The 8,749-nt window shown below is 51.9% G+C and carries 5 protein-coding genes; all 5 read right to left on the bottom strand.

The window, feature by feature from the left end; genetic code table 11:
- Positions 1-84: 84 nt before the first annotated feature.
- A complete protein-coding gene (locus tag ACQ4MZ_RS22170; protein ID WP_430848586.1) occupies positions 85-1,581 on the bottom strand; it encodes a choice-of-anchor I family protein in 1,497 nt (498 codons plus the stop codon).
- Between the two features lie 81 nt (positions 1,582-1,662).
- Positions 1,663-2,460 (bottom strand): ThuA domain-containing protein, encoded by a 798-nt coding sequence (locus ACQ4MZ_RS22165; RefSeq protein ID WP_430848584.1) that lies wholly within the window; start codon positions 2,458-2,460, stop codon positions 1,663-1,665.
- A gap of 41 nt (positions 2,461-2,501) precedes the next feature.
- On the bottom strand, positions 2,502-3,971 hold the full coding sequence (locus tag ACQ4MZ_RS22160; RefSeq protein WP_430848582.1) for a glycoside hydrolase family 28 protein: 1,470 nt from the start codon (positions 3,969-3,971) through the stop codon (positions 2,502-2,504).
- Between the two features lie 148 nt (positions 3,972-4,119).
- On the bottom strand, positions 4,120-5,553 hold the full coding sequence (locus ACQ4MZ_RS22155; protein WP_430848580.1) for a TolC family protein: 1,434 nt from the start codon (positions 5,551-5,553) through the stop codon (positions 4,120-4,122).
- Complete coding sequence (locus ACQ4MZ_RS22150) at positions 5,543-8,749, bottom strand: efflux RND transporter permease subunit (protein ID WP_430848578.1); 3,207 nt, start codon at positions 8,747-8,749, stop codon at positions 5,543-5,545. Before ACQ4MZ_RS22150 ends, ACQ4MZ_RS22155 begins: the two co-directional genes overlap by 11 nt.

Genomic DNA, 8,749 nt, shown 5'->3' with positions numbered 1-8,749 from the left:
GTGCACACCATCTTTGCCCTAATAAAAAACCAAGCAACCTATCAAGATCACTTGGTTTTATCATAGAAATCAGCGTGACAATTATTACGGCTGGAAAAACTTCACCGTACCATCTTCCTCATTACTTGTTACGAGCAGGCTTTTCCCGTTCGGGCTTTTGTCCGAAGGAATGAACAGCACTCCTTCCGGCGCATCGCCTGTTTTGATGATTTGCAGGAATTGCGGCGCGCCCGGGTTGCTCAGGTCGTAAACGCCTATGGCATCCACGCGCTCCATGGCGATGAATGCCATCGGCTTGCCGTTCATCCATCCTACGGTAACCCCTTCGGGTTCTACGCCTTTGTCGTCAGAGCGGGTATCGTCGTAAATGCCGGCTTTGATGACCTCCTGTTCGAGCGAGTTGCCCGATTCGTACACGCGCTTCATGTCCGCCGCGTGGAAAATACTGAAACCGCGCCCGCCGAAGCTGTAAAGCTCCTCGTAAGTACCGTCGTTTTCAAAGTCGCCCCGTGTGCTGGTCACGCGCAGGCGGCCGAGGTTTGATACCTTTTTCAGTTCGTCGGCATTCGGGAAGTATACAGGGTTCAGTTTGAGCGAGCTAATGCGTTTTTGCTCATCAAACGTGCTGTACTCGCGGGCGTCGCCTTCGTCGGCTGTGATCACATAAGGGGTGCCGTTCACGGTGAAATAGGAGATCGCGTCGGGCAGGTAGAATGATTTGATCGGCCAGTTTCTCAGCTCCACTTTCTGGTCGTTGTCGCTTGGGTCGAGTGCGTTGAGAATGTAGCTGATATCCTTGGTACCCAGCGCGTGCAGAGCCAGGATTTTGCCGCTGATCAGGTCGATTTCGGCCACGCCATTGTTTTCCTGCAAGGTCACGAATGCCTTTTGGGAGTTGTCGGAAATGGCTACGTATTCGGGTTCGATATCCTGGGCGAGCGTAGCCTTAGGCCCGAACTTGCGGAAACCTTTTGCCGCCAATGCGCTGTAATCGTTCTCAAATCCTTCAAAAGTGAGGGTCTTGACGCTGTAACCGTTTGAAATATCAATAATAGAAACCGAGCCTTCGGGATCGACACTGTAATCGGCATTGGGCTCGCCTTCGTTAGCGGTTACGATAAAGCGGCCGTCCGGGCTGAACGTCACCATGTCAGGCAATGCGCCGACGGTGATTTGTTTAATCGTTTGCAATGTACTGGTATTGAGCACAACCACGCTGCCGTTTGCTTGCTTGTTCGTCGCTTCGAGGGCAATCGCCAGTTTTCCGTTCGAGATGGCGACGCTGTTCGCCACGCCGCCCAACGCCGAGACGTCGATTGGTTGCAGTTTGGCAATCGCCGGAAATGCCGAAAGGTCGAGGACATCCACGATGGCCGCCTTTTCGTTGTTAACCGTAAAAAGTCTTTGGGTAGCCGGGTCATAGGCCGAAATCTCAGCCGCCGCCACATTACCCAGGTCCACACCTGCTACTTCCTTGAAAGCCGAAGGATCTTCTTGTACCGGGTTCTGAGGGGCATGGTCGGTACAACCATTCATGAGAGCCGCCGCAATCAGCAGCGCTAGTAAAGGTTTCTTTTGCATTTTGATTTGTGAGTAGTTTCAAAACGAAAATACGCACGGGGCAAAACGCCGGGGAGTCGCTTGAAGAGACTTAACAGAATGTTAATACAGCCCAGCGGCCCAGGCGATCCCACCCATGATGTGTTTCATCGCCGTGGGATCGTCGTATGTGGACGCGTTGTGCCCGATGGCTGTGTAAAACACTCTGCCTCTGCCGATCGGCCGCGACCAGGCAATGGGATGATCCCCACGCATGGGTTTGGGCCATAAAGCGGGATAGGTGCTGTTATCCACGGTTAACAGCACCTGAAAACCAGCTTTCCCGCGGATGCTTCCGTGGAAGTTGTACCATTCATCCTTCTTCGACCAACGTGCAGGAAGGCCGTCGATGGCGGGATGTGAGCCGGGTTCGGTGACGATTTCAGCCTTTGGAATTGGATAGGGCAAAAATGTGTGGTTCCTGAAACGTGTACCGAGCATCGTTCCGTACCAGTTCCAATCGTATTCGCAGTCGGCGGCAGCATGGATACCTGCGTACCCGCCGCCGTTTTCGATGTATTGTTCAAATGCGCGTTCCTGCCCCTCGGTAAGAAAATCGCCGGTGGGAGAGAGGAACACGACGGCGCGGTAGGATTTAAGGCATATTTCGTTAAAAAAGGCTCCATTTTCCGTCGCTACTACCTCCCAACCCCGCTTTTGACCTGCTTCTTTAATAGCCTTTACACCCGCTTCGATGGACGCGTGCCGGTAGCCGTTTGTTTTGGAAAAAATCAGTATGGCTTTGCCGGTAGTGGCTGCACAGTTTGCCGGAATAGCGGTTTCGAACACTGGTTTCTGCCAGGGTAGCCAGCGCATTGTGTGCATCGCATAGCCTGCTGCACCCGCTAAGAGGATCACCATGGCGGATAATGTTTTTAACACCATATCCTTTGAAACAAGCCTCATTTTTTAGTGACAATCCCTGTCGATTTATAGGTGTGAATATGATTTTTGCTGACACCCGGTGTGGTCACTTTAATGCCTTCGAATGTCGCGCCGTGTACATCGTCGGTGACGATAGCGGTTCGGTAGTCTTTCTTTTCGCAGGATAGTGTGAGGTTGCTGATCTTGACATCCTTCGCGTGGCGCATGTACAGCCCCCACGCAGGAAGCTCGTCGAACATCGAGAACTCGGGATAGAATGTAGGCTTCTCGGGGACCTTATCCAGCTCGTCGAGGCCTACTTTTGCAAACATTGGGTTACCGCCTCCTGGCATTCTGATCTCGATATTTTTCAAAGTCACATTGGTAATGAGCGCATCTGGCATCCCTACAATCCCCGAAGGCGAAATGTTACGCGGCATATCTTCGATCGGTCCTTCATATTCATAACCCGCATCCGGTTTGGTAGCTGGCACTTCCACGTACATGTTGGAAATACTTACATTTTCCATCCTTCCCTTCCTCCCTTTCATCCTTTCTCCAATCCTTAAAAAGATCGCATTGCCGGTATTGTAGGCTTTTAAACTGTCTACAATTACATTCTCTACAAAACCACCGTCCACGGCTTGCAGCGTGACGGCCGAGCGGTAGGTGTCAAAGATTTTGACATTGTAAATTTTAAAATTACTGAACCCGCCATACGACGCAGTACCGAACTTGATGCCATTCGCGCTCGAACGAATGGTGCAATTTCTGACCAATACATTTTTACAGACTTTGGAAGCGTCGTGCGATTTGAGGCAAATGCCATCGTCGTCCGAATCAATGAAAGAATTGGTAATGGTTACGCCGTCGCAATCGACGATATCGATGCCGTCGTTGTTCCAGTAGGCCTTGCTGTCGACGGTAATGCTGTCGATGGCTACGTTTTTGCATTGGTCGTAAATCTGCACCCAACTCGACGAGTTCTGCATTGTTACGCCTTTTATATTCACATTCTCGCAGTTGCGGATGTAGGCGAGCACGGGGCGGGTCTCGGCTTCCGGGCGGTCCTGGCGGAAGAGGTCTTTGATCAAACCCTTGTGAATCATGTCCACAATATTCCGGGCAATGTAGCGGCCGCGGCCGTCGATCACGCCCTGTCCGGTGATGCCGATATTCTGCTGGTCGTGGGCGAACACGATGGCCGTCCACACTTTTTTATCATAATCCCAGGGGTTCAGCGAGCCGAGGAGCACGGCGCCTTCTTCGAGGTGCAGCGTGACGTTGGATTTCAGATGAATGGAACCGGTAAGGTAGCGGCCTACATTGAATACCAGTCGTCCGCCGCCGTTCTGGGAAATGAAATCAATGGCGTATTGAATGGACCGGGTATTGAGGGTAATGCCGTCGGAATGGATGCCGAAAAGCGAGGTGCGGTAGTCTTTCGCCCGCAGCTGCAAGCAGGTGGTGGCCAGCAGGGCAAAAATCAGGAAATTTTTCAGGCTCATAGAAAAAAGGATTAGGTAGGTACAGGCGGTTACTTCACTCAAATCCCCGTAATAAGCTGATTTTGTGGTGGAATTACCTGTAAAAAAATAAAGATTCCCCCGAAAGCCGGGAGAATCTTTATACAAAACCACATCCTAAGTTAATCTATCAATTCCAGCCGCCTCCGAGTGCCCGGTAGATATTCACCATGGCATTCATCTGCTTCATTTTGGTTTCGATCAGTTCAAATTTCGATTCCAGTGCGTCGCGCTGGGTGAGCAATACTTCCATATAATCCGCACGGGCCGAAGCGAACAACCGGTTCGAAATAGTAGTCGACTGGTTCAATGCTTCCACTTCTTTCGTTTTCAGGTCGTAGCTCTTTTCCAGGTTGTTGATATTCGAAAGCTGGTTCACCACTTCGATGTACGCATTCAAAACGGTACGCTCATAGTTGTAAATGGCCTGGATCTGTCGCGCATTCGCATTGGCATAACCCGCGCGGATCGCATAGCGGTTGATCACCGGGCCAGCCAGGTCGCCGATCAGCGAGCCCATGATCGACTCGGGTACGCGGGCGAGGTAAATCGGGCTGAATGCCTGGAAACCAAGGCTGGCCGACAATCCCAGTGAAGGATAGAAGTTGGCCCTCGCCACAGTTACATCAATTTTTGCCGCTGCAAGGTCAAGCTCAGCTTGCTTAATATCCGGACGGTTCGAAAGCAGCTGCGAAGGGATACCCGATTGTACCACATTTGGAACGAGGTTTTCGAAGCCCTGGCTGCTGCGTTGTACCGGCTGCGGATAACGTCCGACGAGGAAGTTGATCCGGTTTTCGGTTTCGACGATCTGCTGCTGGATACCGTATTGCAGGTTTTGCGTTTTGAGCACCTGCGCTTCGAATCGGCGCACGGCCAGCTCGGTTACACGGGTTGCTTCCTTCTCCATGCGCACGATCTTCAACGCATTGTTCTGGATGTCGATGTTCTGGCGGATGATAGCCAGCTGCGTGTCCAGTGCGAGCAGCTCGTAATAGGAGTTTGCGATTTCGGCCGCCAGGTTGGTCATCATGAAGTTCTTGCCTTCGATCGACGACAGGTACCGAGTTGCCGCTGCTTTTTTCGCATTGCGCAGCTTGTGCCAGATATCGACTTCCCAGCGTGCCACTGCCTGAATGTTTACATCAGGAAGCGGATCCGGCGTTTCTTTGCCTGGTTTGATGTCGGTGGTAGCTTCGCTGGCACCGATGTTGGTGTAGCGCGCCGCTTTCTCCACACCGGCGCCGCCGCGCAGGCCTACGAATGGCAGGTATTCCCCTTTCCGGGCCTGGATCTCGTTTTGCGAGATCGCGATTTCCTGCAAAGTAATGTTCAGTTCCTGGTTATTCTTGAATGCCGTGTCGATCAGCGCATTCAGGTTGGGATCTGTGAAAAACGTTTTCCAGCTCACCTTACCGGTGTTGGTGGAATCCTGTGAGCCGTTGAAGCTCACAGGTACCGACCGGTTTTCCGTTTTCTGGGGCAGTGTCGGGATGTTACAGGCCTGGTAGGACAGCCCGATGAATGCGATGCCGGCCCAATTCAATATTCTCTTATTTCGCATGTTCGTCTTTATCTTCTGATGTTGGGAAAGCGTCAATGGCGTGAACGAATCCTTCGGACAGTGAGCTGTCTTCTTCGTCGCGGATCAGTTTTCTGCCATCAGCCAGTTTGGCGAATATGTAATACAAGCCCGGGATGATGATAACTCCGAAGACCGTACCGAACAACATACCACCCATTGCGGAGGAGCCGATGGTACGGTTACCGATCGCACCGGCGCCGGTAGCCATGATCAACGGGATCAGACCGGCCACGAATGCGAACGACGTCATCAGGATCGGACGGAAACGCACTCTCGCTCCTTCGATCGCCGCGGCCAGGATCGTGGCCCCTTCGGCGCGCTTTTGCACGGCGAATTCCACGATCAACACGGCGTTCTTACCTAACAGACCCACAAGCATGATCAAACCGATCTGCGCATAGATGTTGTTTTCGAGGCCCATCAGTTTCAGCATGAGGAAAGATCCGAACACCCCGACCGGCAGCGACAATACCACCGCGAGCGGAATGATGAAGCTTTCGTACTGAGCCGCGAGTACCAGGTATACGAATGCCAATACGATCGCGAATACCACCACTGATTCGTTGCCGCGGATCGATTCGTCGTAGGAAAGACCTTCGAATGCGATATCGTAACCTTTCGGAAGCGTTTTGGCAGCCACTTCACGGATCGCCGCGATGGCTTCCGCCGTGGTGTAACCTTTCGCAGGAAGCCCCTGGATCGCCGCCGAGTTATAGAGGTTGAAACGGGTGATCTCGTTAGGCCCCTGGCCTTTTTTCAGCTTCATAAACGAAGAGTAAGGCACCATTTCGCCCGCTTCGTTTTTCACAAACAGTTTCAAAAGATCGGAAGGAAGCCTTCTGAATTGCGGATCGGATTGCACATACACTTTAAAGAACTGGTTGAATTTAATGAAACCCTGTTCGTAAGTACTACCGATCATGATGTTGAGGTTATCCATCGCTTTTCCGATCGATACGCCTTTCTGCATGGCCAGCTTGTTGTCGATTTCCAGTTCGTACTGCGGATAGTTAGCCGCGAAGAAGGTAAACAAACCGGTCAGCTCTTTGCGCTTGCCGAGATCGTCCAGGAATTGTTTGTTGATCTTGTCAAACTCCTGGTAATCGGTATCCGTGTTTTTATCCAAAAGGCGCATCGAGAAGCCGCCTGATGTACCGAAACCCGGGATGGCCGGTGGTTCAAAGAATTCGACAGTCGCACCGAGGCCTTTGGAAACATGTTCGAGCTCTTCCATGATCTCCTTTACATTCTGCTTGCGCTCGTGCCATGGTTTAAGGTTGATCAAACATGTACCCGCATTGGAACCGCGGCCCTCGGTCATGATTTCGTAACCTGCCAGCGACGATACCGATTCGATACCTTCCACTTCCTCGCAAATTTTTTGCAGACGACGCGATACCTCATTCGTTTTTTCCAGGGTAGATCCCGGAGGCGTCTGGATGATCGCGTAAATGGTACTCTGGTCTTCGTTAGGGATAAAACCTGCGGGAACGATCGAGTTGGCCCAGTAGATACCGAAACAGAACAGGCCCAGGACGAGGAATGTCACCAGACGGCGGGCAACGATCCTGTTCAGCAATGCCACGTAGCGGCCGGTCAATTTTTCGAAACCACGGTTGAAAGCGTCGATCCCTTTGTCCATAATGGATTTCTTTCTCGGATGGCCGTGGTGGCTCTTCAAAAGCATTGCACAGAGTACCGGTGTAAGCGTCAAGGCGATCAATGCCGAGATGACGATGGAGCTGGCCATGGTAATAGAGAACTGGCGGTAGAATGTACCCACAGGACCCGACATGAAAGAGATCGGAACGAATACCGACACCATCACCGCCGTGATCGCGATAATCGCGCCGCTGATCTCGGAAAGTACCTTTTTGACGGCATTGTAGGGCGATATGCCCGGCTCCTCCTCGAACTTGGCATGGACCGCCTCGACGACGACAATCGCGTCATCGACGACAATACCGATCGCAAGTACCAATGCAAAGAGGGTGATCAGGTTAATGGATAGCCCGAAGCCCTGTATCACGAAGAATGCCCCGACCAATGATACCGGCACCGCGAGGATCGGGATGAGGGTCGAACGCCAGTCGCCCAGGAAGAGGAACACTACCAATGCCACGAGGATAAACGCATCGCGCAGGGTGTCGATTACCTGCTCGATAGACGCATCGAGGAATTGCGAAACGTCATAGCTGATTTTATAGTCGATGCCGGGAGGGAAGGACTCTTTCATCACATCGAGCTTTTTCTTTACCTCTTCGATTACATCGCTCGCGTTACTGCCATAGTTCTGGCGCAAAACGATCGCTGCCGACGGCCTGCCGTCCAGGTTCGAGTAAATATCGAAGAACTCACTTCCCAGTTCCACTTTGGCAATGTCCTTCAAATGGATGCTTTCACCTTCCTTGTTGGCGCGGATAATAATGTCCTCGTATTCTTTCGGCTCACTGTACCGACCTTTGTAGGTCAATACGTATTCCAAAGACTGCGCGGCTATCCCCGAGCTTTGTCCGATACGTCCCGGACGACCGATGATACTCTGTTCGGCCAGCGATTTCATGACTTCTTCCACCGAAATGTTGTACGCACGCATGCGGTCGGGGTTAAGCCATACGCGCATCGCGTAACGGCGGCTACCGAGGATCTGCGCCCGCGCTACCCCTTTGGTCCGCTGGATTTCGGGGATCATTTTCACGGTAGCGTAGTTGAAGAGGAATTTTTCGTCAATGGTTTTGGACTTCGAGTACAAGTTGACGTACATCAACATACTCGGCTGAATGGGCGTGATAATTACCCCTTCGCGCTGAACGAGTTCAGGAAGGAGGGGCATTACCTGGTCAACCCTGGTTTTTACCCGGATAACGGCGTCGTTCGGGTCGGTACCGGGCTCGAAGATGATCCTCAGCGTCGCTTCACCGGCACTGGTGGCATCGGTGGCAATGTAGCGCATGTCCTGAACACCGTTAATCGCCTGTTCAAGTGTAATAAGCGTGGATTTCACCAATACATCGGCACTCGATCCGGGGTAGGCGATAAAGATGTTAACAGTGGTAGGAGCAATGTCCGGAAACTGCGAAATAGGCAGTTTTTTGATAGCCAGTATACCGATAAAGACTATCATGACCGATATCACAATCGCGAATACAGGTCGTCGTATGAATTGATTAAACAT

Origin of the sequence: Dyadobacter sp. BHUBP1 (assembly GCF_050587785.1) — a bacterium.
Classification (GTDB): Bacteria; Bacteroidota; Bacteroidia; order Cytophagales; family Spirosomataceae; genus Dyadobacter.
This window is presented reverse-complemented; position numbering and strand designations above follow the sequence as displayed.